The sequence below is a fragment of the Paraburkholderia denitrificans genome, assembly GCF_042655705.1.
Lineage (GTDB): Bacteria > Pseudomonadota > Gammaproteobacteria > Burkholderiales > Burkholderiaceae > Paraburkholderia > Paraburkholderia denitrificans.
The window spans coordinates 16,892-40,153 of record NZ_JBHSMP010000021.1 but is presented as its reverse complement, the minus strand read 5'-3'; the positions used below and the strand labels follow the sequence as shown (position 1 = coordinate 40,153).

At 59.2% G+C, this 23,262-nt stretch carries 18 protein-coding genes, 3 pseudogenes and 1 riboswitch; of the genes and pseudogenes, 9 read left to right on the top strand and 12 right to left on the bottom strand.

Annotated features, from left to right (window positions below; all coding sequences use genetic code 11):
- Nucleotides 1–207: DUF2946 family protein (locus ACFPTO_RS18235; RefSeq protein WP_377713411.1), on the bottom strand; the 207-nt coding region annotated here is incomplete at its 3' end.
- A 374-nt stretch (nt 208–581) separates the two neighbouring features.
- Between ACFPTO_RS18235 and ACFPTO_RS18230 the strand changes: the two genes are divergently transcribed.
- Both ACFPTO_RS18230 and ACFPTO_RS18225 read left to right on the top strand, forming a co-directional pair.
- Nucleotides 582–965: a DUF2946 domain-containing protein gene (locus ACFPTO_RS18230; RefSeq protein WP_377713415.1), complete on the top strand. Its 384-nt coding sequence runs from the start codon at nt 582–584 to the stop codon at nt 963–965.
- 168 nt (nt 966–1,133) lie between these two features.
- The gene (locus tag ACFPTO_RS18225) at nt 1,134–1,463 is read left to right on the top strand and encodes a hypothetical protein (RefSeq protein ID WP_377713409.1); all 330 of its coding nucleotides are present in this window, start codon (nt 1,134–1,136) and stop codon (nt 1,461–1,463) included.
- A gap of 699 nt (nt 1,464–2,162) precedes the next feature.
- Here ACFPTO_RS18225 and ACFPTO_RS18220 read toward each other — a convergent pair.
- Nucleotides 2,163–3,653, bottom strand: coding sequence for a carbohydrate porin (locus ACFPTO_RS18220; RefSeq protein WP_377713407.1), 1,491 nt, complete (start codon nt 3,651–3,653; stop codon nt 2,163–2,165).
- Nucleotides 3,654–5,119: 1,466 nt separating this feature from the next.
- Here ACFPTO_RS18220 and ACFPTO_RS18215 point away from each other — a divergent pair.
- The 3 genes and pseudogenes from ACFPTO_RS18215 to ACFPTO_RS18205 form a co-directional block, all read left to right on the top strand.
- A complete protein-coding gene (locus tag ACFPTO_RS18215; protein ID WP_377713405.1) occupies nt 5,120–5,269 on the top strand; it encodes a hypothetical protein in 150 nt (49 codons plus the stop codon).
- Between the two features lie 113 nt (nt 5,270–5,382).
- On the top strand, nt 5,383–7,044 hold the full coding sequence (locus ACFPTO_RS18210; RefSeq protein ID WP_377713403.1) for an Nramp family divalent metal transporter: 1,662 nt from the start codon (nt 5,383–5,385) through the stop codon (nt 7,042–7,044).
- A gap of 344 nt (nt 7,045–7,388) precedes the next feature.
- Nucleotides 7,389–8,030: pseudogene (locus tag ACFPTO_RS18205) on the top strand (MgtC/SapB family protein); the annotation flags it as partial.
- Here ACFPTO_RS18205 and ACFPTO_RS18200 read toward each other — a convergent pair.
- Together ACFPTO_RS18200 and ACFPTO_RS18195 are read right to left on the bottom strand one after the other, a co-directional pair.
- A pseudogene (locus ACFPTO_RS18200) lies at nt 8,004–8,474 on the bottom strand (IS6 family transposase); the annotation flags it as partial. The pseudogenes ACFPTO_RS18205 and ACFPTO_RS18200 sit on opposite strands and share 27 nt — an antisense overlap.
- Nucleotides 8,475–8,635: 161 nt before the next feature.
- The gene (locus ACFPTO_RS18195; protein ID WP_377713401.1) at nt 8,636–8,992 is read right to left on the bottom strand and encodes a hypothetical protein; all 357 of its coding nucleotides are present in this window, start codon (nt 8,990–8,992) and stop codon (nt 8,636–8,638) included.
- Between the two features lie 42 nt (nt 8,993–9,034).
- Nucleotides 9,035–9,139, bottom strand: a riboswitch (SAM-I-IV-variant riboswitch).
- Between the two features lie 337 nt (nt 9,140–9,476).
- Here ACFPTO_RS18195 and ACFPTO_RS18190 point away from each other — a divergent pair.
- Nucleotides 9,477–10,385: a D-alanyl-D-alanine carboxypeptidase family protein gene (locus tag ACFPTO_RS18190; RefSeq protein ID WP_377713399.1), complete on the top strand. Its 909-nt coding sequence runs from the start codon at nt 9,477–9,479 to the stop codon at nt 10,383–10,385.
- 48 nt (nt 10,386–10,433) lie between these two features.
- On the opposite strand, the gene aspA is transcribed toward ACFPTO_RS18190, so the two are convergent.
- The 6 genes and pseudogenes from aspA to ACFPTO_RS18160 all read right to left on the bottom strand — a co-directional run bounded on the left by aspA (nt 10,434) and on the right by ACFPTO_RS18160 (nt 17,988).
- Complete coding sequence (gene aspA, locus ACFPTO_RS18185; protein ID WP_377713397.1) at nt 10,434–11,852, bottom strand: aspartate ammonia-lyase; 1,419 nt, start codon at nt 11,850–11,852, stop codon at nt 10,434–10,436.
- Between the two features lie 108 nt (nt 11,853–11,960).
- Nucleotides 11,961–13,418, bottom strand: coding sequence for a cysteate racemase (cuyB, locus tag ACFPTO_RS18180; RefSeq protein ID WP_377713395.1), 1,458 nt, complete (start codon nt 13,416–13,418; stop codon nt 11,961–11,963).
- Nucleotides 13,415–14,692 (bottom strand): dicarboxylate/amino acid:cation symporter, encoded by a 1,278-nt coding sequence (locus ACFPTO_RS18175; RefSeq protein ID WP_377713393.1) that lies wholly within the window; start codon nt 14,690–14,692, stop codon nt 13,415–13,417. The genes cuyB and ACFPTO_RS18175 overlap by 4 nt, the downstream gene beginning before the upstream one ends.
- A 180-nt stretch (nt 14,693–14,872) precedes the next feature.
- Complete coding sequence (locus ACFPTO_RS18170) at nt 14,873–15,787, bottom strand: LysR substrate-binding domain-containing protein (protein ID WP_377713413.1); 915 nt, start codon at nt 15,785–15,787, stop codon at nt 14,873–14,875.
- A gap of 244 nt (nt 15,788–16,031) precedes the next feature.
- Nucleotides 16,032–16,491 (bottom strand): annotated as a pseudogene (locus tag ACFPTO_RS18165) (ABC transporter ATP-binding protein); the annotation flags it as partial.
- 288 nt (nt 16,492–16,779) lie between these two features.
- On the bottom strand, nt 16,780–17,988 hold the full coding sequence (locus ACFPTO_RS18160) for a trans-sulfuration enzyme family protein (protein ID WP_377713392.1): 1,209 nt from the start codon (nt 17,986–17,988) through the stop codon (nt 16,780–16,782).
- Between the two features lie 268 nt (nt 17,989–18,256).
- On the opposite strand from ACFPTO_RS18160, the gene ACFPTO_RS18155 reads away from it, so the two are divergent.
- Both ACFPTO_RS18155 and ACFPTO_RS18150 read left to right on the top strand, forming a co-directional pair.
- On the top strand, nt 18,257–19,015 hold the full coding sequence (locus tag ACFPTO_RS18155) for an aldolase (RefSeq protein WP_377713391.1): 759 nt from the start codon (nt 18,257–18,259) through the stop codon (nt 19,013–19,015).
- Nucleotides 19,016–19,259: 244 nt separating this feature from the next.
- Nucleotides 19,260–20,138, top strand: a complete 879-nt coding sequence (locus ACFPTO_RS18150; protein WP_377713389.1) for a LysR family transcriptional regulator — start codon at nt 19,260–19,262, stop codon at nt 20,136–20,138.
- A 282-nt stretch (nt 20,139–20,420) separates the two neighbouring features.
- Here the strand turns inward: ACFPTO_RS18150 and ACFPTO_RS18145 are convergent, their stop codons facing one another.
- Entirely contained in the window at nt 20,421–21,353 is a 933-nt protein-coding gene (locus tag ACFPTO_RS18145; RefSeq protein WP_377713387.1) for a LysR family transcriptional regulator, read from the bottom strand.
- 129 nt (nt 21,354–21,482) lie between these two features.
- On the opposite strand from ACFPTO_RS18145, the gene ACFPTO_RS18140 reads away from it, so the two are divergent.
- A complete protein-coding gene (locus ACFPTO_RS18140) occupies nt 21,483–22,202 on the top strand; it encodes a hypothetical protein (RefSeq protein ID WP_377713385.1) in 720 nt (239 codons plus the stop codon).
- Nucleotides 22,203–22,271: 69 nt separating this feature from the next.
- On the opposite strand, the gene dapA is transcribed toward ACFPTO_RS18140, so the two are convergent.
- Entirely contained in the window at nt 22,272–23,177 is a 906-nt protein-coding gene (gene dapA / locus ACFPTO_RS18135; protein WP_377713383.1) for a 4-hydroxy-tetrahydrodipicolinate synthase, read from the bottom strand.
- Nucleotides 23,178–23,262: the final 85 nt, after the last annotated feature.

The following is a 23,262-nucleotide window of genomic DNA, read 5'->3' as shown; positions in this document are numbered from 1 at the left end:
GGCGTCGCCGTGCTGCGCCTGCGAGTGATGCGGCGAGCCGTGCGAGTCGGCGGCGGCCATGTCTCCCATCGCGCAGAACGACGAATGCATCGCACCCGCGCGATGGTGTTCGACGAGCGTCTGCGAAATGGCCGGCGCGAGCACGCTCATCAGGATTGCAAGCAATCCGAGCAGGCTGCCGAGTTTTCGTAGACGAATGCGTGACATGCTTCGCGTGGTGCAGGCGCGTTGAAGGCGCGGTTGAGATGCAAGGCGGGCGCCGCGTATTGCGTTCAGGTACAGCGTGGCGCCAACAGGTGCGTGGATTATGGCACCCGCACCTTGCTGCAACCTTGCCCTGACGGACGTGCGCGGCTATGCCGCTCCGGATAGCGACGAAGCGTGCTTCTGACTAGTGCTACAGTGCCGATGACACGGGTGTCGACAGCGCGCAGCACAGGCGGTTCACTCCCCTATTACGGCTTCCTGTCCGCAGGCCGACTGCCGCCAGTGGAAAAGGATTGCAATTCTTGTTTTGCATCAGACCATGAATCTGACAGGCTATTAAACTCGACATCGGCGATGTTCTTTTGTTCGACTACATGAAGCTCCAGCACCGCAAACACCTGACCGCATGGCTTGGCTTGATCGCCATGTGGCTCATTGTATTTGCGCCGGTCGTCAGCCAACTCCTCGTGTCCGGCGTTGCGCACGAACGCCATATCTCCGTACCCCAACACATGTCCGCCGATTGCCCGATGTACCAGCACGCTGGTGCCGGACATGACGCGATGGCTGACCCGCTCAGCGCATGTGGGTACTGCGATTTGCTGGGCGCACACCCCGCCATGCCATCGATACCGCCGATGGTACTGTCGCTTCTGGTGCTCGCCGTGGTCGCGGCGGCGCCTATTCTGTCCACCCGCTTCACGCCACTAGGCGCGTTCCCATCAGGGCGCCCCAGAGCTCCTCCAGCCATTTCCTGATCGTCATTTTCCAGGCCGACCGTTCAGCTAGACGCGCCCCTTGAGGGCGTGCGGCTGTCGCTCGTCTATCGAATTCAGGAAACACGATGATTACCTTCGCACTGCGAATCGTATCCGTGTACTCATGGCGTTAACAACGCCACCTGGCTGCTAAAAAGGAGAACTCAAATGGTGACTCGAAGACACTTCGTCACCGTGCTCTGCGGACGTATTTCGTCCGCAGCGAACGCGTACAGCGACGGCAAGGACATGTCGGGCGCCCACGCCACGTCAAAGCCGGCAAAAGCACCCCCTGCAACCAACGCCGCTTTTGATGCCTGGAAAGACTACGCGCGTGAGCTTGAGCAAAAATTGGCTGACGCGCGTGCCGACCTGACTGGCATGCGCGTGCTGAGGGACGCGGCGATACACGAGCTTGGTAAGGTTGATCCGAACAACCACCTCATGATCCAGGCAAATCGCCAGAAGATTCTCGACGAGGGATACGCCAAAGCTTGATTTCGCTTTGCTCCTGACCGGTTCACCAGTAAGGCCGCTCCTCGCGCGCCTTACTGGAAGCTTGGGCGATATGATCTGGTCGATGTTCACCGCGCAGTGGACGCAGGGTTGTTGTTGGTCGATGCGCACGACATCTCGCTGACTGTGCAGCGCGAGCTAGTCGAAATACATCGGGAACTGAATGTCACGACGCGTATAGATCAGGTGGACGAACCGGCGCCTGGTCGGATAAATACCACTCGCCACGAGCACGGGCTTCGCTTTACAAGCTGAATCGTTATCTAATCCTGTGTGGGGCGGGGCGAGCCAGATTCAGGCTGTCTGCTCAGCGTGAGTCACCACGATGCTGTGATGAGCACCCTTTAACAGACAAGTGAAGGGCTCTTCTCCGGCGAGTGGGAGTCGTTCTTGAGGTAGTACACAGGACTCGCTGAATGTCGCTGGTGGGCTGCCTACTGACTGACGCGGTCGGCCGTAGACGACCCGCATCGGCCCGTCAACAAGGCACCATCGCTAAGGCTGCATTCAAAGTGTAACGGTCATTCCGTGCCTTCCTTGAAGGACAAGTCACAGTCCATTGCCGACGCTTAGGTCGACCACGGGACCATTTCCGCGGCGAACGCGTCATTCGAATGACCGTATATCCGGGCCTGTTAGCTATACCGTTGACGGACCCGGACACCTCAAAACGTCACGCCATCAGAACGTCACAACCGTCCGCAGTCCCGCCACGGCCTCATTGCGCACACGCGTACCGTTGTTATTCGGATCGGCGATGCCGCCGCCCGGATGGAAGATGTACTGGAGTTCGCCCTGTAGCAGCCACCATGGCGTGACCTGGTATTGATACGTCGCCTCGATCACCGTCTCTGCGGTACGCACGGGATAGCCCGGCGTCTGGAAAGTTGCGATGTCGCGATCGAGCGCGCTCGTGCTTGCGCTGACGTTCGCGTAACTGACCGCGAGTCCTGCAGAGTCGTTGTCGCGACCCTTGAACGGAGCCTTTAGCACGATCCCGGCATTGAGATTGAAGTCGAGCAGGTTGCGGTCGCCCGGCGCGCCCATTACGCGCGCGAACACGCCGAGCGATTGCGGGCTGTCCGCACGCGGGCGCCACACCATCTGGTCTGCAATCGCATAAACGCTGAAGTTGCCGCGATGCGTGGCGGGCTCGCCGTTCGACGCGGGGCTCGCGAGCGAGATGCCATTCGTGTCGAGATGTTGGTCTGCGAAGCGATTGTTGTTGTACCAGAAGCCTAGCTTGTAGGTGCCTGGGAGCCCGCTCGGCTGCGTTGCAGCGGAGTCCCCGGTCGAAGGCTGATTGATCGCGTACTGGACCTCGCCGATGATCATGGCGCCGTTGTGCAGGTTGAACTGCGTGCCGCTGGCGTTGAGCCGCTGTGGGTCGCCGTTGCCCGGTGCAGGGTTGCCGTCGAAGATGCCGCCGAGAAGCGTCATCGAATCGCTTGGCTTGACCCGCAGGCGCACGCCGAGCGATGCCAGCGGATAGGCGGGGCCGCCCGCGGGCAAGGCAGTAGCAGCCAACTCGGGCCAACCGAATGCCGCATTAGCGAACGTGCTGGCGTACTGGCTGACGATAAATTCCTGATCGAGGCTCTGCTGGCCGATCCTGACGTCGAATTTGTCGCCCAGCGACTGCTGATACCAGAGCTCCCACAGGCGCGTCGTCGCTTCCGCCTCGACGCCGCTTACGGCCTGCAGCGAATTCAGGCGTGCTCCGGTGATGCCGTGTCCGTGAATCTGCAGGGCATCGACAAAAAAGGTGCCGCCTTTCAGACCGAACGCCTTGCCGGTATCCACGTTAAGTCCGAATTGCGTGGCGCCGTTGTATGAAGCGCCCTTCGAGACGCCGCCGGAGAAGTTGCCGTAGAGCTCACTCGTTTCTTGCGCATTGAATGTCACACCGTAGTTGCCCAATAGCGTACGCAGGCCACCCATGTCGCCGAGCAGGTTCGAACGGTCCCAGAAACCAGTCGGCGCGGCGTCCTGGTTTGCTGCTGCCGGGTCGGATGACGCCGACTGCGCGTGAGCGGGAACACTTGCAACAGCGGCCAGTGCAAGCGTTAGCGCTGCGGCTATGCAGACTGGCTTCAGGCGCGAAAACTGAGCGAAGCGGCACTGCGTGTCAATGCGGTTGTTGTTTTGTGTGAGCGTGCCAATGGAGAGCATTTGGTTTTCTTCTGGTGAAACGAACCGATGAATGAGCGATGCCGAAGCTGAAAGGCATTCGGTGCGGGCTTTCTGATGATCTGCAGTTTGGGGAAGTCGATTCGCGACGACAGCCCGCTCAGGCGGGCCATGATGTGCCGCAAACGTTGCGTGTTGATGTCGCCCAGAGCACTGCGATTGACGTGGCGCGTTGGACTGATTGCGCAGTGCGCATGCTTGCGTGTCCCCAGAGCAGGCCATGTCCTTCGCGCTCCCGGCGCGATGCAATGGCCGCGGACGCGAGCAAGTAAGCGCGTGAGACGCGCAAAAACCGTTCGATATGCATGATTCAACTCCCGTCTGGCCCGGCAAGGCCGGGCAACGTTCGGAAAGCGCCGCTTGTTCAGCGAGTGAACGCTGTCGGCACGCTTGCGCAAAAAAAAGGGAGCGTGCTACAGACAAACCGCAAAGGCGGCCTGGGAAGAAGCGCGCTGGCCCGGGGCAATCCGGGTCAGCGGCAGGACGGGGAATCCGGTGTCGCTAACGCGTGATTGCAGCTTGGGTGCCGGCATGGACCGGCTTACAAGATCGACTGCTAGAGCTTGCGTCCACGAGGGACTCTCCTGTTTGGAAGACAGGGCGGATTCTATGCGCGCCGTTTGTGACCGCGCAAGTAAAAATTGCTATGCAGTGCTTAGTCGCGTAAAAAGCGACATTGAACTCCCTGCCGATCCGCGCGCGATGGCCTCCAGTCCCAACGCCCGATCGATCGCTGCGTCGCGTGTGTGCAACGCTGCGAGCGCAGCTGCAGCCCATGCTGCGTGGATGCGATATGAAGAGGTGAGAAAAATGATTCGCATCCACACCAGGTAACGGAATCGAAAGAAAAATCTTCGAAAAATTCGTTGACTCGGCTCGCGCGCCGTCACTAGAATTCGGATGTTTTCACGAAAGGGGCATACGCCTTGGACAGTTGCAGTAGTCGACCTTCGATCAGTTTTTCTGCCTGACCGGCACGACGCCCGCTTTGAATCTTCCTTAGCCGCCGTCCTGCCAGCAGGCAGACGGTGCGCGCCGCAGTAGCTCCCGCAGTTTCTTTCCTCGCGCATCTTTCGATTGGCCGCCGTCATTGACGCATGTGTTGTCACGCACATTCGTCCAGACGATTTGTCGCAGCGAGCCGTTGGCTCGCGGCGCCGCTTGTTCACGCCGTTTTGCGCGCGCTGAATGCCGCGCAAATCGACGTGCGGTTAAACACGTCCGTCAATTTTCGATTCGGACCCAAATGACACAGGAGTTCACGATGCCCGACCCTGAGCCTTGCCCTTGCACGACTCACCGTGCGTTCTCGACGAACGCAGTTCGCTTCGCCTGACCTCCTGGCCACACACGTTCCTCCACCCGCACGAGCACTTCGCCCCGTGCGAACAGAAACGAAGGCGGGCCTGGTCAAAGGCACCACGTTTCAGGTTACTGGAGGAATCACCATGCACTTCGCTCTGCTCGTTTCGCAATTCCCGCGCGTCGAAGAATCTCGCACGTACTACAACGACATGCTCGCGCTTGCCCCCCGTTCACACGTATCGGCCGGTGTTGCCGCTGCCATCTGGACGGCGCTCAAGAAGCTCGCTCACTGACACTGCCTCGCGTGGTCGCCAGCCAGCCCACTGCTCAAACACCGGCTTGGGGCAGGGCCGCGCCACGATTTTCAGGCATCGACGTCAAGCGTTACCGACAAGGAATAACTAAAATGTCCACCACACCGGCAAACATCGCGCAGCGCCGCACTGCCGTGCTAGACGATGCGCACGTAGGCGATATCAAAGGCGCACTCGGCACGATCGCCCACCACGACATTGCTCCGCGCAGCAACTGGATGGCGCGTCTGCGCACGCTGCTCGCCATCCTCGGCCCCGGCCTCATCGTCATGGTCGGCGACAACGATGCGGGCGCTTTCGGCACCTATACGCAAGCCGGCCAGAACTACGGCACGTCGCTGCTCTGGACGCTTGCACTGCTGATTCCGGTTCTCTACGTGAATCAGGAAATGGTCCTGCGTCTCGGCGCCGTGACCGGTGTCGGCCACGCACGCCTCATTTTCGAACGCTTCGGCAAGTTCTGGGGTGCCTTCAGCGTCATCGACCTTTTCCTGCTCAATGCACTCACGATCGTCACCGAGTTCATCGGCATTACGTTTGCGCTCGATTTTCTTGGCGTATCGAAGGTTTTCGGCGTGTGCATCGCAGCAGTTCTGACGATGGCGGCGGTCAGTACGGGCGACTTCAGGCGCTTCGAACGCTTTGCGATCGTGCTGTGCCTGTTGAGCCTCCTGCTTATCCCGGTACTCGTTTCAATTCACCCGCCGGTTAGCGTCATCGCGCGCGACTTCTTCGTGCCGACATGGCCCAAAAATTCGAAGCTCTCCGACGTGATGCTGCTTGTGATCGGCATCGTTGGCACGACCGTCGCACCGTGGCAGTTGTTTTTCCAGCAGAGCTACGTGATCGACAAGCGCATCACGCCGCGTTTCATGAAGTATGAAAAAGTGGACCTCTGGATCGGCATCGCGTTCGTGATCGTTGGCGCCGTGGCGATGATGGCCTTCACGGCTGCGCTGTTTGATGGCAGACCCGAGTTCGGCAACTTCACCGATGCAGGCGGCGTGATCGCGGGTCTGCACAAATATGTTGGCCAGACGTCGGCTACGATCTTTGCGGTTGCGCTACTCGACGCGTCGATTATCGGCGCCGCCGCCGTTTCGCTGTCGACGGCCTACGCGATTGGCGATGTCTTCAAGGTCAAGCACTCGCTGCACCGTAGCGTGCTGGACGCGAAGGGCTTCTATCTCGTCTACTTCGGCATCATCGTGCTGGCTGCCGCCCTCGTGTTGATCCCGGGCAGCCCGCTTGGCCTCCTGACTGAAGCTGTGCAGACGCTGGCTGGTGTGCTGCTGCCGAGCGCAACGGTCTTCCTGCTGCTGCTATGCAATGACAAGGCTGTGCTTGGCCCATGGGTGAACTCGAAGAAGTTGAACGTCTTCACGGGCGCCGTGATTGCCGTCCTCGTCGTCCTGTCGATCATCCTCACGGCCGCTACCGTGTATCCGGATATCAGCGGCGCGGCGATCATGAAGATTCTCGTGGGCGGGTGTGGACTTGCCGCAGCCGTGTACGCCGCCGTGGAACTCTCGCGCAAGTCGCGCGGTACGACTGCGACGCATGATGAATTGGCGCTCAATAAGCCCGCCCTGAAGGAGTTGCGCAACACGTGGCGTATGTCACCACTCGAAGACCTGCCGGCACCGCAGCACCTGACGTTGTCGACGCGCGTGTGGATGGGCGTGCTTCGCATCTACCTCGTCGTCGCGGTGGGGCTGGTCATCGTCAAGGTCGTGCAGATGGCCATTCACTAAATCGGATCGGGCGGGCGCATGTCCGCCCCTTTTCATGAACGCGCGGTACGGGATTTTGCGCGCGAGCACAGGCAGCCTGTACGCAACCGCCTCTGCATGACGCGATAGGCCATCCAGCGGCGTCGGACAGGCGCTCGTCGTGGCCGGGCGTTGATGTCGGCAAGTCCGCTGTGGGGCGTATTGCTGTCGGGACTGGTCTGGCGGGCCCAGCAGGCGCCTTCATGGGCGCCTGTTCGCACAAGCACGGTTCAGGCACGGTGAAGGATGGGCCGGTGGATCTGCGCCGATCTGTAGCGCCAGACCTTGCCAGAACGCCCCGCGCTGCTGCATGAGGAGTCCACGACATGACTTCGGAATTCAGCTGGCGCCTGCCTGCCGCCTTTGCATGTGGTGTGGCCATCGGTCTGGAGCGACAAATGCGCCAGCGAACGGCCGGACTGCGAACTATCACGCTGGTGACAAGCGGTGCATGCCTTTTCGTTACGCTGGGGATGTTGGCCGGAAACGGTGTATCCGGTGCGACGCAGATCGCAGCGTATGTGGTGTCCGGTGTCGGGTTTCTCGGCGGCGGTGTCATCATGCGCGACAAGGGCGCAATACAGGGGATCAATACCGCTGCAACCCTGTGGTGCTCGGCTGCCGTAGGCGTGCTCTGCGGCACTGGACACTTCGGGCCTGCAATTGCGGGGACCGCGCTTGTGCTGTTGGCCAACACCTTGCTGCGCGAGGTCAGCCGCGCTATCAACGCGACATCGGTGTCGGCAGCCGATCTGATCCGTGAATATGCTCTGACCGTTGTGTGCCAGGAGCAGGACGAGATTCATATCCGCACGCTGCTCTCGAATTCAATGTACTCGCAGCCGTTATCGTTTCAGAGTCTCGTTAGCCAGGACATCGAGGGTGACCCGTCGCGTGTCGAGGTGACGGCGACCGTACGCGCGCATCCAAAGTACCAGTCGAAGTGCGGCCAGATTGGGGCCGCTCTTGTCGACGGTAATCGTTTCAGGCTCGCCGTTGTTCGCTATCGCCTTCTCGCAGTAGCGGCGCGCCGCGGCCTTGTCCCGATGGGCACGCATCAGGAAGTCGACGGTATCGCCCTCCTTGTCGACGGCCCGGTACAAATATTTCCATTGGCCTCTGACCTTGACGTAGGATTCGTCCATGCGCCAGATACTGCCTACCGGGCGTTTGCATTTTCGGAATGCCTTGTCGATCAACGGTACAAGTTTGATTACCCAGCGGTGCACGCTTGAGTGATCCACCTCGATTCCACGTTCGGCCATCATCTCTTCGAGGTTGCGCAAGCTCAGCGAGTACGCCACGTACCAGCGAACACATAGCAGAATCACGTCCAGCGGATAGTGCAAACGCTTGAGTACCTTACCGATATCCACCAGCAATGTTGCGCGAGGTGCATTCGTTTTGCCCATCTCGTTCGAGATTCATGGGAGAGTGCGAATCCTGGCGCGTTAGCGCGACAGAGCCCTGTACAGTACCCTGGCGGCGGCGAGACGGCCTTTAGCAAGCCGTCCGTTCGGAGAATCCACGTACTTGATTCCAGAACAAAGATATCTGTTCTGGCTGCCCTAGCCTAACCGGCGCTCGCCTGTGCCTTTTCGGATACTGCTGAACCGGCTCGAACGAAATGATGCTCCATCCTCGTGCGCAACACGCCATCGAGCGCGGCGAGCTGTTCGCGAAGTCGAACCGCTCGCCCTTCCGTCATTTCTCCCAGAAGGATTTTCTGCTCAAGAACATCACCGCACCGGGTGACTATCCAACGGTCCACTGCGGCTGCCTCACCTTCGAGTACCGCGGCGGCTGTCGAGACGATAGCCAAGTTTAATCCTGACACAAGATGAACCGTATGCGTCAGCATGAAGCCGGGAAGGAAGTGCGACCAGTCTTCAGAGACTGTTGCGGAGGAGGCAGAGGTATCGTGATGCATAGATGCTCCGGATAAGTATTTATCGAACCGGTGCTAGCTATGCTGCTCCCGTTTCGTTGCCGTGAATCGGCCGCATCGCCTCAAAGGCTTCCACCTTGCCCGGGACGGGCAGGTTGGCGTCGGAAAGTCCGACTCTGGATGCACTACTTCCAACATCATTCGATATATCGAATATTTTTCCATTATACAGAAATAGCAGTGCCGCACAAGGTGGCTGCACCGCAAGAGGTGTACGCGGTGTTTGCGCAACGCTTGTACAGAACGCCAACCGTCACATGATGTTTCCGCATGGATTCATGCGGAGTCCGCATAGCGCACCCACCCTTGCAAGGGTACTATCGCGGCCCCGAATCATCTCACCAGCAAAGGGATTCGGCAGCGCTTCACGGCAGCCGCGACTGCCGCACAAGCAACATAGCAACTCTCGATACGGGTCCATACAGCGACGATGCGACGATTTCATTCATTTTTTCGATTTTCGCTTTTGACCGCCGGCATCGCGTCCTGTCTGTCCGGTATGGCAGGGAGTGCCGCGGCCCAGCCGCCCTCTAACATTCATGCGGATTCCTGGATAGTGGTCGACGGCGATTCTGGCCAAACGCTGGTTGAGCACGACGCGGACGCCGAACGTCAGCCGGCCTCGCTCACCAAACTCATGACCGCGTACCTTGTACTCGATGCCTTGAAACGCGGAACAATCCGTTGGGATGAAAAGGTGCCGGTCGAGGCTACCGATGTCGGCGAAGTTGGAAGCGATGAAGCAAGGATGTATCTGGCCCCGGGCCAGACGGTACCCGTCAAAGAGCTCGTTCAAGGGCTGATTGTTGCGTCGGCCAACGACGCCGCCATGGTCCTCGCGGAGCGCGTTGGAGGGTCGCGTGGTGGTTTTGAGCAGATGATGAACGAGAAGGCGAAGCAGCTCGGAATGACGCACACCCACTTCTCAACGCCATCCGGCATCACAACACCGGGGAACCATTCGACCGCCCGCGACCTGTCCACGCTGGCCTCGCGTCTTACCCGTGACTTTCCCGAGTACTACACCTACTCGTCAGAGCAGCACTTCGCTTATGGAAAGTTCCAGAAACGGAACAAGAACTGGTTGCTCGGGAAAGACCCTTCCGTAGACGGTCTGAAAACCGGCCATACCGACGCAGCCGGCTACTGTATCGTCGCGACGGCAAAGCGCCAACAGGCCAATCCACCCATGACGCGACGAGTCTTCGCCGTGGTCATGGGCGCACCTACTGCCAACGACCGCATATCGGGCGCTGGCAACCTGCTGAACTATGCGTTTTCCGCGTACAAGGACTATCCGGTCGCTGACTCCTCCGGGCGACGGGTTATTACTCGAACATCCGAACCGCAATCTACCCAAGGACACCGGAGCTGATGTGGGCGAGAGCCGAGGCGCTTCAGTTGCCCCCCGGCTCTCGGGCTGTCACTTGAACGGGAGAGCTGCCCTCGGCTGCGTCAGCATCGCGGGCTGCAAAATTTCATCCAGTTGCTCTCGCGTCAGGAGGCCCCGCTCAATCACGACATCTGCGACGCTTTTTCCCGTCACCAGCGCGTGCTGCGCGACCTCAGTAGCATTCGTGTAGCCAATGTACGGATTGAGTGCGGTCACAATTCCGATTGAATTCTCGACGAGCGACAGCAGGCGCTCGCGATTCGCGGTAATCCCGTCGACACACTTCGAAGCGAGCGTGAGACAGCCCGCTCGCAGATGCGCGACGCTCTTGAACAGGCTGTGCGCAATAATCGGCTCAAACGCGTTCAACTGCAGTTGCCCTGCCTCCGCCGCGAAGCTGACGGTCACGTCATTGCCGATGACTTCGAATGCAATCTGGTTCACGACCTCGGGAATAACGGGGTTGACCTTGCCGGGCATGATGCTGGAGCCGGCCTGAACAGGCGGGAGATTGATTTCACCCAGACCTGCGCGTGGCCCGCTCGACAGGAGCCGGAGGTCGTTACAGGTCTTGGACAGCTTGACGGCTACACGCTTCAGCACGCCAGACAACTGAACGAACGAGCCGACGTCCTGCGTCGCCTCGACAAGATTGGGCGATGTGGTCACCGGTATCCCCGTGATGGCGGCAAGATGTTTGCACGCAAGAGGCGCATACTCAGGCGACGTGTTAATGCCGGTACCGATTGCCGTTGCTCCGAGATTGATTTCGCAGATGAGCATCGATGCTTCCTTCAGACGCTCTTCGTCTTCTCCGAGCATCACTGCGAAGGTGCTGAACTCCTGGCCGAGCGTCATCGGTACTGCGTCTTGCAGTTGAGTCCGGCCCATCTTCAGGTCGTTACGGAACTCCTCAGCCTTGCGCTCGAACGACGCACGCAACACTCCCATCGCATGAATCAGTTGGGCGAGTCCTAAATAGGTCGCAATTTTCAGGGCGGTCGGATAAACATCATTCGTGCTCTGCCCGAGATTGACATCTTCGTTCGGGTGCAGGACTGCGTAGTCGCCGCGCTGATGACCGAGATGCTCCAACGCCAGGTTCGCAATCACTTCGTTCGCGTTCATGTTCGTCGAGGTGCCAGCGCCACCCTGAATGACATCCACCACGAACTGTTCATGCGCGACCCCCGCGCGAATCTGCTGGCATGCATGAACGATAGCTTTCATCTTGTGCTCGGCAAGCAAGCCCAGCTCGAAATTGGTCAGCGCTGCCGCTTCTTTGACAAAGGCCAGCGCATTGACCAGGTTCGGATAAGCCGAAATTGGAATGCCGGTGATGGGGAAATTTTCGAGTGCACGCAAGGTGTGCACGCCGTAATAGACCTCATTCGGCACCGGACGGTCACCCAGAAGGTCGTGTTCGATACGTTCGATTGAAGTAGACATAGTGGCGCTCCAGAGGAGTTTGAGATGAGCCTGGACGGTCCGTGGTTTGCCCGAACCATAGGGCCGGTAAACATGGACTACGAACTGGCTATGGGGTGACGCGTCGGCTCAATCGCCAGCGCTCTTTGCGTACGCAATACACTTTCGAGCAAGAACTTCGGTTGGGTCGACCAGTTGCACGATACCGCCGCCGGTACCGGCAAACTCGCCGCCTGGCAGCAGGATGGGAAGCTCAGTGCAACCAAGAACAATGACTTCGACGCCTGCTTCTATCAACCCGTCGACTGCTGCAGCAATATCTTCCTGACATTGTCCAGTCGTGAAGCCAGCTTTGACACCCGTTTTTCCATAGATAGCTTCCATCACCCGTGCCTGCAGCGCCGGCCCGGGGGCGACCTGTCGCAGCCCCTGAGCCTCAAGAGCCTTCCTGTAGACACCACTGTCGATGGTTCCCGACGTTGCCAGCACACCTATATCTCGCAGACCGGGAAACGCTTCGCGCAGGTAGCTCACCGTAACGGCCAGCATATTCACGATAGGTACCCCGAGATACGGTTGGATTCGGTCGACGAAGGCGTGAGCAGTGTTGCATGGAATCGCAATGATGTCGGCGCCGCCGTCTTCCAGTTTTTTACAGGTCGCATACAAGGATACCGTCGGGTCCGCACCATCTCCGATGAGGTTTTCCGTTCGGTCGGGAATCTGCGGATTTTGCTCAACCAGCAGCTTGATGTGGTCCTGGTCGCAGGATGCAGGTGTGTTGCGCACGACTTTGCTCAGGAAATCGACTGTTGCAGCAGGCCCAACGCCACCGACGACCCCTACCTTGAACACTGGCGACGACGCATCAAACTGGCCCGATACGACAAACTGCGCGTAGGCCATGTTGGAGTCGACGAACGGAACCTTCATGGGTCCGATTTCCTCTGCCACCAGTGCAATCTCGGTCAGGCCAGGAACAATGACGTCTACCCCCTGGGCCACGAGGTCATCGCAGGCCTTGCGCAACAACTCCGCTGGCCGACCGCGGAGATTTCCACTCTTGATACCATCAATGCCGTAGACGGCCTCAGTCACAAGGTCAATATTATCGTGCGGTCGCGGGTGCACGACTTCGAATTGAGGCGATACGAAGTACCGCTCAAACAGCCGCCTTTCGCGCACATAGTCGGACGCCAGAATACCTATCCGCTTTGCGTTCGGAAATTTTCTCTGTATGTGGCTGCGAACTGCTTCGACGATATCCACGATATGAAGGCTTGTGTTTTCTCTCAGCTCATCGATAAACGTATGACTGAGAAAACAGGGGAGCACGACCGTCGTCACGCCGCGCCGCTCGAAATCTCGAATCATGTCGAAGATGTATAGCTTACGCTCCATCGTGACCGCACTACCCGCCCCCGAACCCCTGAATGGGTACTGCTCGAAGATTACGTCAGCATGCTCGGCGTCTGACGAAGCAGGCGTCGCCTTCACCAGCTTGAAGAAAACATCGGCACTTGCCAGCGGCCCCAGACCGCCGACAACACCAAACTTGCGCCTGCTTTTCGCAATTCCCGTGCTCATCGTGTTTCAACCTGCGGCTGGTCCAGCGGATAGTCGTTAGCCTTCAACTGACGTGCCCCCTCCCACTTCGCGACGACTGCAGTGGCAATGCTGTTGCCGATGACATTCGTCATCGTCCGCCCCATATCGAGAATCTGGTCAATCGCGAGGACCATCGCTACCCCTGCGACCGGCAAATGGAACATCGGCGCGACCGCAGCGACGACGACGACAGAGCCCCGCGGCACACTCGCCATACCTTTGCTGCTCAACATGAGAACCAGCAGCATAAAGATTTGCTCGGAGAGCGGCATGTGAATACCAAAGGCCTGTGCGATGAAGATGGCGGCAAACGCCTGATACATCATCGAGCCGTCGAGGTTGAATGCGTAGCCCAGCGGAAGCGTAAAGCCGACCACTTTCTTGTCGACACCAAACTTCTCAAGCTGCTCGGTCAGCCGCGGATATGCGGCCTCGCTGCTCGCCGTCGAGAATGCCAGCATTGCCGGCTCCCGGACCGCCTTGAGCAGGCTGCCGATGCGCCGACCGAGGAATACGCAACCAATGCCAATCAGGATTGCCCACAGGACAAACAGCCCCAGATAGAATGAACCGATAAGCTTCCCGTAGGTGTACAGCACATCGAGACCACGCAGTGTCACCGCCGACGCGATGGCTCCGAACACGCCAATCGGCGCAGCCCGCATGACGTAGTTCGTCAGTCGCAACATTACCGGGACCAGGCCATCAATCGCTTGAACGACAACACGGACCCGCGAGTCCCCTTTCAGGGCGGAGAGCGCAACCCCGAGGAAAATCGAGAATACGAGGATTTGCAGGATGTCATTGCGCGCCATCGCGTCAAGCAGGCTCGTCGGGAACGCGTGAGTAATCACGTCCTTGGCATTCAGCCCCGACGTATTGAGGCCCGTGTTCACCTCGGCAGCACTCTCGGTCAAATGCAAACCAGCCCCCGGCTGCAGCAAGTTGGCCATGAAAAGTCCAAGAGCCAGCGAAATCAGGGACGCGCAAAGGAACCAGCCCACCGAACGCAGACCGATGCGTCCTACGTCCTGGCCGCTGTCCATCCCCGCCAGCCCGGAAACGAGCGTGGCGAAGACCAGCGGCGCAATAATCATTTTGATGAGCCGCAGAAAGATGTCGGTAACGATTGAGAAGTAGCCCGCGACGGCCTTCAGCGTAGCGGGGTCAGAAATGCTGGTGTGGCATGCATAGCCGGCAATCACACCAAGAATCATGCCGACTGCAATCAGCAGGGTAAGGCGATTTTTCATGTCCATCCGTCCGTAGTCGGCGCAGGACGGCCTGACGACCGGCATGCGCGAAGTAAGGGCTAAAGTGGCATGTCATAGCCACCACTTTCACCGTCAGGACGCATGGTAGGGAGTGACAACAAAAGGATGATGCTGTTGCGTCATACGCGTATGCGAATCTCGCATAACACGGGAAAACCCCTAATCGAGCGAGGTCAAGCCAGCGCGGAGGTAATGCCAAAGTTCGTCCAGAAACTCATTCCGATTAGACGAATCGCGATATACGCGTAGTTCGATGTCCAGATTCCATGCCGCTGGTCCTGCCGGTACCAGGTCACCGGCCTCCAGCTCGCTGGCAATCGTGCTCCGCGGCAACCAGGCCACACCTTCACCTTCCATGACGAGCTTCTTCAGGACTTCTGCCATATCCGATTCGTAATGCAGTTGCAGTGCTGGGGCGGCGGTTGCCCGGCCAAGCAGCAACGCAAGGCAACGCCCAAAGTAACTGGTGTCCGTGTATGAAATGAGGGGAAGAGGTTGTTTCTTCGTGCCCGGCAGGCGAAACACGGGTGCCGAGCGCGGATTCGGCCGACTGGCCGGCATCAACGTGTCGATACCGACCGTGACGTGCTCATACTTTACCGGGTCAAGATGAAGAGGAAGTTCAGGATGGTGATACGCGAACATCAGTTCGCAGTTACCGTTCACGAGCATAAGAATCGAGTCGTGAACATTCGTCGGAACGACGCGAGCTCGCACCTCCCCCAAATGCCTGGAGAGGGCCTTAAGCCAGGTCGGCAAAAAATTCAATGCGATAGTATGACCCGCCGCGATTTGCAAACTCTTGCCGGCAATTCGCTGTTCCGTGCGGATAATGGCCCGCGTGTCGTACAACTTGGCCAGAACATCCTCAGCTGCTTCGCGAAAAAGTTGGCCTGCCGGAGTCAGAACGGGAGGAAAGCTGCTGCGGTCAATCAGCTCGGAACCGACCCACTGCTCGAGCGACTGGATTCTGCGGCTGAAGCCAGATTGGGTCACATTGCGAAACTCTGCTGCCCGCGAGAAGCTTTGGTACTGAGCGAGTGCAATGAAGTCCTCAATCCATTTGATTTCCATATCTTCCTTGTCGGTCCGCAACTGGGTTGTCCTTCAGCCGGTCGAGGTGACGGGTGAACGACCGCAAATGGCCGATTCGGTCGAGCAATTCGGCATTCGTGGTCGTCGCACTAAACCCCACGCTTCCCCGCTCTCGGGTGTCTACGAACGAGCAAAGATTAAGAGAAGTGATTACGGCTCGTCAAATGGATTTGGCGGGCGTTGTTGGCGTTCACCGAATCCTGCCCCCCGTTCGCTGAGACATTCACACGCCCAGATAAGCGGCACGCACCTTCGGATCGTCGAGCATCTGCTTCGCGTCGCCTTCCATCGTGACGAGACCGGAATCCATCACGTAGCCGCGGTGCGCCGCCTGCAGCGCGAGTCGCGCGTTCTGCTCGACGAGCAGCACCGTGATGCCCTCTTGCGAAATCGTGCGCACGACTTCGAAGATCTTCTCGACCATGATCGGCGAGAGACCCATCAAAGGTTCGTCGAGCAGGAGGAGCTTCGGCTTCGAGATGATCGCGCGCGCCATCGCCAGCATCTGCTGCTCGCCAGCCCGAGAGCGTGCCCGCGAGCTGCGTCGCGCGTTCCTTCAGGCGCGGGAAGAAGCCGAACATGCGCTCGACGTCCTTCTTGACGCCGTCATTGTCGTTGCGCAGGTACGCGCCCATCTGCATGTTTTCGATGATCGACATGCGCGCGAAGATGCCGCGGACCTCGTTTGGGTAACCGGCGTGGTAACGGAACGCTGCGAACGACTGGCCAGACCAGGCGGGCGACGGAGGCATTGAACCGCGCCGTCATCCGTGTGCTCGAAGGCATCGACTGGCGACGCCCGGTTCGCACGGCCGAGCCCGGCTCCGCGTTGTAAGCCTCCCCTCGCCCGCGTACACGGCGGGTATGACTACGGTGAACGCCCATCCTGACGACAGTGAAGCGCTCAAGGGGTTGGCGGTCACCCAGAATTACCCTCTGAGCCGAAGCTCTCCAGGCAATCGCCCACCCGATCAAACCAGTCGATCAAGACTATTCTCGAGATCGGCCCAGATGTCCTCGACATCTTCGAGACCGACGGAAAGCCGGATCATGGCTCGAGACACGCCTCTTGCGAGTCTTGCCGACGGATCGATCCGCTGCCTGGCCTCGACGAGCGCGGCAGGATGCGTAATCAGCGATTCAGTGTCGCCGAGACTCACGGCCTTTCCGATCAGATGGAGGCCATCAATCATTTGCGTGGCACCATCAAAACCAGACCGCAATTCGAAGGACAGCATTCCGGAGCCCGCACTCATCTGCCGGTGTGCCAGGTCATGCTGCGGATGTGAGGGCAAGAACGGATAGCATACCGTCGACACTGCTGGATGCTGCTCCAGCCACCCGGCAATCTGAAGTGCACTTTCGCCGTGCTGACGCATCCGGATTTTTAGCGTCTTCAAACCTCTCAACACCAGGAAGCAGCTCATGGGCGACAGGCTGGAACCCGTCATGTATCGCATGCCTTTGGTCCGGATCTTGTCGATCAGTTCGGCGCTGCCGAGCACCGCGCCACCAAGAATGTCCCCATGGCCATTGATATATTTTGTCAACGAGTGAATGACGAGATCGGTCCCCAGCGAAATCGGTTGCTGCAATGCAGGGGACGCGAATGTCGAATCAACCACTACGAGCAGACCGTCCGCTCGAGCGCGATCAGCGATCGCCCTGATGTCAAGCACTTCGCCGGACGGATTCACAGGGCTCTCGAAGTAGACGAGCCGCGTCTTCGCTGTGAGCGCGGCCGCGAACTCTTCGGGATTCGTGAGGTCGACTTTCTTCACGCCGATACCGAGGCCAGGCAGTCCATCGTCGAGGTACGTCGACGCCGTCGAATAGATCGTGTGATGCGAAATGATCTCATCGCCGGCCTGAAGCAGGGTCATCATCGTCGAGCAGATGGCGCCCATACCCGTACCGGTCACAAGCCCCGCCTCGGCTCCCTCCAGTGAGGCCAGGCGCTTCTCCAGTAGCGCTTGTGTCGGATTGTGCTGGCGACCGTAAACGTATCGGTCGCTCTCGCCGGCGAATACGGCCTCGGCCTCGGCCATTGTGTCGAATGAATAGGTCGACGTCATATAAACCGGCGCATTGACAGCGCCGTTCTCCTCCTGCGCGTCGTAACCAAGGTGGATGGCCCTCGTCATAAAGCCCATCTCCTCGTAGTCCCGCTTCCCGTTCATTGTGCTGTCCGTGTCCAGTTTGCCAATTCCGAGGCGTCGACCCCGGCGCTGCCGGCGTTGATGATCCGATTCACACGTTGGGTGGCCTGCCCGTAAGTCAGGTATAGACGGGACTTGCCAGCGCCTCGCTTGAAGTATTCGAGGCTAGATTCCGCCTTGCTATAGGAAGAAATTCATATCTGCTATGAGCGTAGCACGATAGCTCAGGATTCCCGACGCGCCTACGCTCTGGCCATACTTTCCATTTTCCGCATGCGGGACGATTCGAATGGACTTGAGAGCGAAAGCGTATTTTGACGAACGGGCCACGCGCGAGATGCGCGAACACCTCAAACCAGCCAGTCGAACACTACAGGAGACACTGGCGTTCGCCTGCCGGATCCTTGCAATGACAGGTCAGGAAGCCGGTCTCGCCGGCCAGATCAGCGCCCGGTCGACCCGGAAGGACGCCTACTGGACGCTACGCTTCGGGCTCGGCTTCGATGAAGCAACGCCGGATGACTTTATCGAGGTCGATCGTGACCTGAACACGCTGTCCGGCAATGGGATGGCGAACCCGGCCACGCGGTTTCACCTGTGGGTCTATCAGGCCCGCGCCGACGTCCAGAGCATCATCCATACGCACTCCCCTTGGGTCTCGGCCCTTGTCGCCGCTCGACAACCACTGGTGGTGGCCCAGATGGACATGACTCCCTTCCATGACGATTGTGCGTTTCTCGCCGACTGGCCCGGCGTACCCATCGCCGACCAGGAGGGCGTCATCATCTCGCAGGCGCTCGGCGAGAAGCGCTCCATTCTGCTCGCGCATCACGGCCAGCTGACCACGGGCAACTGCGTGGAGGAAGCGACATACCTGTCGGTGTATCTGGAGCGGGCTGCCCGCATGCAGGTCCGGGCCCAGACGTTCGGACCGCTCACACCACTGAGCGCCACTCTGGCGCAGGAAGCACATGACTATCTGTTGAAACCATCGATCGTTCGCAGCACGTTCGATTACTGGTGCCGTCAGACCAAAAAGGCAGCGTAAGACGCGGATCTGATCCCGGTGGTTTTACGAGGGCAGCTTCGCTTCGTCTACGAGGAGCCGCCTGAACAAGCTGGTGAGACGCTTCGTGATACGATCGGCGCGCCCCTATCCCGCCAGCCCGGCCGCGCAGATGCGACCTGCTCGGGCTTGCAAAAGGGCAATTCGGCGCCGGACGGCTGGCCTTATCGACGTGAAAAGAAATCGCCAGGGCGCGGAAACTCTACCCACGACGGTGCCCGCCCCAATGAAATACATGGATCATCAACTGCGGTTGTTCCTTGCAATCGCAAAATCCCAATCCCTCTCTGCTGCAGCGGAAGCGCTGGACCTGACCCAGTCGAGCCTGAGCAAGCAACTGGGCACACTGGAAACCTACGTCGGACAAGCCCTGTTCGAGCGGCACGGACGTGGCGTTTCACTCTCGGATGCCGGACAAAGACTGCTGGACGCTGCCCGCCCGGCCTATGAGTTGATCGACACCTGCATCACCCAGCTGCGAGAGCAGCAAGGCATCACCGAGGGTACGCTGCGCGTGGCGACCATTCATACGCTGAGCTACTACTTCATAGCTGACGTCATGGCAAAGTTCATGGGACAGCGTCCCAAAGTCAATATAACGTTGCTGGGGCGAAGCTCTCCTGACGTGGTCGATCTGGTCGAGACTGGCAAGGCAGACGTGGGATTCGTCTATGACACGGCGGTAGCATCGGACGGTGTCGATATCACCCCGCTTTTCGATGAGGACATGTGCCTTGTCGTCCATGAAAATTCGGCATTCGCCGCGCTCGATGAGATCTCGCTCACCGAGCATAAGGTTCCTCTCATCGTCTTTCCCCAGCATTATGCGCTGCGGCGGATGCTGGCCGCAGAGATCCCACATCTCGATATCGCGGCGGAAGTCGACACGGTTGATGCCATGCTCAAGCTTGCCTCTGTCACGGCTGGCCAGTGCATCCTGCCGGACCTCATGCCCACCAGGCTGCTGCAGGACTACCATCTCAAACGGATAAGGATCACCAGTCCGGCCCTCCGCCGCAGGATCGTCGCGATCTCACGGCGGGGGCGTGTTCAGTCGCCGCTCCTGTCGCTCCTCCTCCACATCGCCCAGACAACCCTCAACTAGACGATTTGTTTCATATCAGATACCGCACACGCGGAACAAGATGCTGCAGCCGACGGCCTTTAGCGAATTTAAAGAAACGGGTGCAGGAGAGGGGCAGCAGAAGGTAAATCACCTCCGCTGTGACATAAGGCTCAGAGGCGATGTAGTAATTCAGCATCACGTAACGAGCCACTCCGGTTGTGTCGAGCAGGGTATGCCAACACCGGAAAAACGGAGCTTTTTTTCGACGACAGTTGCCAATCTGCGTCGGTGACTGAAACTGGCCATCGCTGCAGGCTTGTATCAAGGTGCCCGCGGCTGCGCTATCGTCGTGAGCCATTCCGTGACGATGGCCCGGGTCCTGTTCTCAATGCCCGACGGGGAAGAAAGAAGATAGTAGGCCGAGCCGTCTTCCAGGAACCCTGCTGGCGCCTCAAGCAGGCCACTTTCAATATCGGCCTGGACCAGTTTCCATGGCCCAATCGCGACCCCCAAGCCTGCCACTGCGGCCTGGAGACTGTAGTAAAAGTGCTCGAATGTCCTGGCCTTGTGAGAGCCCAGTTTCTGTCCCGCCAGGCTCCCCCAGGTTTTCCACGCGTCCCCACGCGTGCTGGTGTGAAGCAGCGTTGCGGAACGCCGCAGTCGCAACAAGCCATCGGTGGGCAAAAAGAATTCCTGCACCAGATCGTGCCGGCATACCGGACCAACCTGCTCGTCAAACAGGCAAACAGCAGCGATCTCCTTCCCCCACGAAATGTCGTTGCGACGAATTGCCATGTCGATGCCATTGCCGAGCACCGGGCCGGATGCCGCCACCAGATGAACATCGAGGTCCGGATGGGCCTTCTGAAACGCGGGAAATTGCGGAATCAGCCAGCGCATGAGCAGCGTCGGCTCGCAGGCAAGCGTCAAGGTGGCGCGGCCACCATGCATGCGCAATTCCCGGCAGGCCGACTCAATCAGGCTAAAGCCACCGCTCACCGCCTCAGCGAGCCTGCGCCCCTCCCTGGTGAGATACACGCGCCTGTTGCGCCGGTCGAACAATATCACTCCGAGATCGTCTTCAATCAGGCGCACAGCCCGACTGACCGCGCCATGCGTGAGGTTGAGGGCATCGGCTGCCCGCCGGAAGCTTTCCTCCCGCGCAGCTGCTTCGAAACATCTCAACGCATGAAGTGACGGCAGGCGCTGCCGATGGACAGGTGAGTCAAACTCACCATCATCGTCAAAACTCATCACTTTTTTTGCTCCCGGTGCACTTCTAGAATCCAGGTATTGTCGACTGTATTGGCCAGGACGCCAATTCACCATCAACAGACAAACCACTGTACGCAAGCCTGACGTATTCGCCTACTGGAGAATCAGATGTCCGATGTGTTACACGCAATGCAGGAGGAGGCTTACCGCCGCGCGGCCGAAATTCGAGCCGGCAGCGCCTATGCTCCACTTGCCCAAGGTCCCGTGTGGATCGGCAGGATCCTGTACGAAGACAGCAGTATCAGCGCTGCCCATCGCTCGCTCGCGTTGTCAGAAGCGCCAACATCGTTGCTCTCGCTGGAGCCGGCAAACACAGCCCTGCATCATGTGGACGCCCACGGCGATGGCTGGCTGGCGACCTCGTCGGTCGACAACCACGGAAAGCATGAAGCCTATGCGTACCTCTTCCCGGGGGGTGAAATCGAAATGGCCGGCGTGCTAAAGGTGGGGCCCTGGATGCAGGAGCCAAGGGCATGGTGGCCAGGCATTTACGAACTCCCCCTGCTCAGGGCATTATCGATGGCTTCGCGCTACCGGTTACCGGCGCATGAGGAAACACCCCCCGCCGCCCCACCCCTTCTTCTGGAATTCGGCCCTCGTCGGGCCGCATGGCTGTACATGAGTCTGATTGCCATTGCCGGGACAGCGGTCACCGGAGAATCCGGGAATGGATCAGAAGACGCCTTTCCCGTTCCGGCCGGAATCGACGCGCTTCATTTTGCGCCGGTACTGCTCGACGGTTCGGCGGCTTCACGCGACAGCCTCATCACATCATTCGACCGGATTCGGCACCTCGTTGGATCGAAAGCCACGGCCTTCTATCTTTAACGCCCCCGTCCCGCTCACGCGGGGGCAGCGCCATCTGACGCGCCCCCGCTTTACGCGCAACCCCGTGGCTCACGCCTGCAATCCTGCCTCCTGAAGCGCTGCACGAACGACATCCCGGAACGGCTCGCCAAGCGGCGTAAGCGGAAGGCGGATGCCCCCTTCAATCCGCCCGAGCGCCTGCAGCGCCCACTTGACGGGAATAGGATTCGACTCGCAAAAGAGCTGCCGGTGCAACGACAACAGGTTCAGATGAATGCGGCGGGCGGTACCGACATCGCCTTCAAGCGCAGCACGGCAAAGCTCGCTCATTGCCCTGGGAGCGACGTTCGCGGTAACTGAAATATTACCGTGCCCACCAAGCAACATCAGTGCAATGGCCGTGGCGTCGTCCCCACTGTATATCGAGAAGTGAGACGGCGCGTGCTTGATGAGCTGCGCTGCACGCTCGATATTTCCGGTCGCGTCCTTCACACCGACAATGCCAGGCACATCTGCAAGACGGAGGATCGTCTTGTCGCTCATGTCGGCAACGGTGCGGCCAGGCACGTTGTAGACAATCATTGGCAGGTCGACGGCATCGGCGATCGCACAGAAGTGACGATACATGCCCTCCTGTGTCGGCTTGTTGTAGTACGGCACGACCTGCAGCGTGGCGTCCGCTCCTGCCTGCTTTGCCAGTTGCGACAGTTCGATCGCTTCCGCTGTTGAATTCCCCCCCGTTCCTGCAATGACCGGAAGGCGTTTTGCAGCATGCTCGACCGCAGTCTTCACCACGAGGATGTGCTCTTCCACAGACAACGTTGCCGACTCCCCACTCGTGCCTACCACGACGAGTCCATTCGAGCCTTCTTCGACGTGCCAGTCGATGAGTGTTCGAAATGCTGGCAGATCGAGACTGCCATCCTCATGCATCGGGGTCACGATGGCAGGGATACTGCCGCGGATCTGACCGGTGATATGACTGGTGTTTGCCATCACTTTTTCCTTCCTTGTTCGTGTGCACAAGCGAAAACGACCCACGGGAATTCGTGAGTCGTTTTCACCGTGCGAGGTGTCTGAA

Bases quoted from the DNA above. Each gene is read 5' to 3' on its own strand.
- ACFPTO_RS18230 (WP_377713415.1), top strand. From the start codon at position 582: ATGAAGCTCCAGCACCGCAAACACCTGACCGCATGGCTTGGCTTGATC.
- ACFPTO_RS18225 (WP_377713409.1), top strand. From the start codon at position 1,134: ATGGTGACTCGAAGACACTTCGTCACCGTGCTCTGCGGACGTATTTCG.
- ACFPTO_RS18220 (WP_377713407.1), bottom strand. From the start codon at position 3,653: ATGCTCTCCATTGGCACGCTCACACAAAACAACAACCGCATTGACACG.
- ACFPTO_RS18215 (WP_377713405.1), top strand. From the start codon at position 5,120: ATGCACTTCGCTCTGCTCGTTTCGCAATTCCCGCGCGTCGAAGAATCT.
- ACFPTO_RS18210 (WP_377713403.1), top strand. From the start codon at position 5,383: ATGTCCACCACACCGGCAAACATCGCGCAGCGCCGCACTGCCGTGCTA.
- ACFPTO_RS18195 (WP_377713401.1), bottom strand. From the start codon at position 8,992: ATGCATCACGATACCTCTGCCTCCTCCGCAACAGTCTCTGAAGACTGG.
- aspA (WP_377713397.1), bottom strand. From the start codon at position 11,852: ATGTCTACTTCAATCGAACGTATCGAACACGACCTTCTGGGTGACCGT.
- cuyB (WP_377713395.1), bottom strand. From the start codon at position 13,418: ATGAGCACGGGAATTGCGAAAAGCAGGCGCAAGTTTGGTGTTGTCGGC.
- ACFPTO_RS18175 (WP_377713393.1), bottom strand. From the start codon at position 14,692: ATGAAAAATCGCCTTACCCTGCTGATTGCAGTCGGCATGATTCTTGGT.
- ACFPTO_RS18170 (WP_377713413.1), bottom strand. From the start codon at position 15,787: ATGGAAATCAAATGGATTGAGGACTTCATTGCACTCGCTCAGTACCAA.
- ACFPTO_RS18160 (WP_377713392.1), bottom strand. From the start codon at position 17,988: ATGAACGGGAAGCGGGACTACGAGGAGATGGGCTTTATGACGAGGGCC.
- ACFPTO_RS18155 (WP_377713391.1), top strand. From the start codon at position 18,257: ATGGACTTGAGAGCGAAAGCGTATTTTGACGAACGGGCCACGCGCGAG.
- ACFPTO_RS18150 (WP_377713389.1), top strand. From the start codon at position 19,260: ATGAAATACATGGATCATCAACTGCGGTTGTTCCTTGCAATCGCAAAA.
- ACFPTO_RS18145 (WP_377713387.1), bottom strand. From the start codon at position 21,353: ATGAGTTTTGACGATGATGGTGAGTTTGACTCACCTGTCCATCGGCAG.
- ACFPTO_RS18140 (WP_377713385.1), top strand. From the start codon at position 21,483: ATGTCCGATGTGTTACACGCAATGCAGGAGGAGGCTTACCGCCGCGCG.
- dapA (WP_377713383.1), bottom strand. From the start codon at position 23,177: ATGGCAAACACCAGTCATATCACCGGTCAGATCCGCGGCAGTATCCCT.